This window comes from Marimonas arenosa, from assembly GCF_030848945.1.
Lineage (GTDB): Bacteria > Pseudomonadota > Alphaproteobacteria > Rhodobacterales > Rhodobacteraceae > Marimonas > Marimonas arenosa.
In genome coordinates, this window is sequence record NZ_JANHAX010000012.1 from 1 (window position 1) to 1,074 (window position 1,074).

1 protein-coding gene is annotated in these 1,074 nt (G+C 65.3%); it reads left to right on the forward strand.

The features are described 5' to 3' along the window. On the forward strand, positions 1 to 1,074 hold a 1,074-nt coding region (locus NO357_RS21280; protein ID WP_306737775.1), incomplete at both ends, for a calcium-binding protein.

The window sequence follows — 1,074 nt, forward strand, 5'->3', positions numbered from 1 at the left end:
AGAACGTCACCGGGTCAGACTTCGCCGACACCATCACCGGCGATGGCAGCGATAACGTCCTGGATGGCGGGGCGGGCGACGACACGCTGGTTGGCGGTGCCGGCGCAGATACGCTCATTGGTGGAACTGGAAGCGACTTCACCGACTACTCGGCCTCAACCTCGGGCGTAAATGTCGACCTGACCACCGGCACGGGGACCGGTGGCGATGCCGAGGGCGACGTGCTCTCGGGCATCGAGGACGTGTTGGGGTCGGCTTTCGCTGATACTTTGACCGGTGACGGCAGCGACAACGTTCTGACCGGAGATGACGGCGCCGACAGTCTCTTGGGTGGCGACGGCAGCGATACGTTGCTGGGCGGAAACGACAACGACACGCTCCTTGGCGGCGCAGGGGCCGACAGCCTCGACGGTGGCGGTGGCGTTGACCAGGTCGATTACAGCACCTCCTCTGCCGGGATCAACATCGACTTGAAGGCCGGAACTGGTCTGGGCGGTGACGCTGAAGGCGACACCCTGAATGCGATTGAAGACGCAATCGGCTCAAGCTTCAATGACACGCTGACCGGCAGCGACGCAGCCAACGTGCTGGAAGGTGGAGCGGGCGACGATTCAATTTTCGGCGGCAAGGGAGACGATACGATCACCGGCGGCGCCGGGGCGGACACGATCGATGGCGGCGACAACGCCGACCAGATTGACTACAGCGGCTCGTCAGCGGGTGTGAATGTCAACCTTGGCACTGGCGCCGCCAGCGGCGGCGACGCTGAAGGCGACGTGCTGAGCAACGTCGAGGGCGTGACCGGCACGGGGTTCAACGACACGCTGACCGGCAACGCCAGCAATAACACGCTGGTCGGCAACGGCGGTGACGACGTTTTCTCCGGCGGAGCCGGCAACGATTCCCAGCTGGGCGGCGCGGGCAATGACACCTTCTCGGGTGATGCCGGCAACGACACGATCGACGGCGGCACCGGGATCGACGAGGTTGACTACAGCGCCTCGGGCGCGGGTGTCGACGTCAACCTCGTCAGCGGCCAAGGCTCGGGCGGCGACGCCAACGGCGACCGGTACA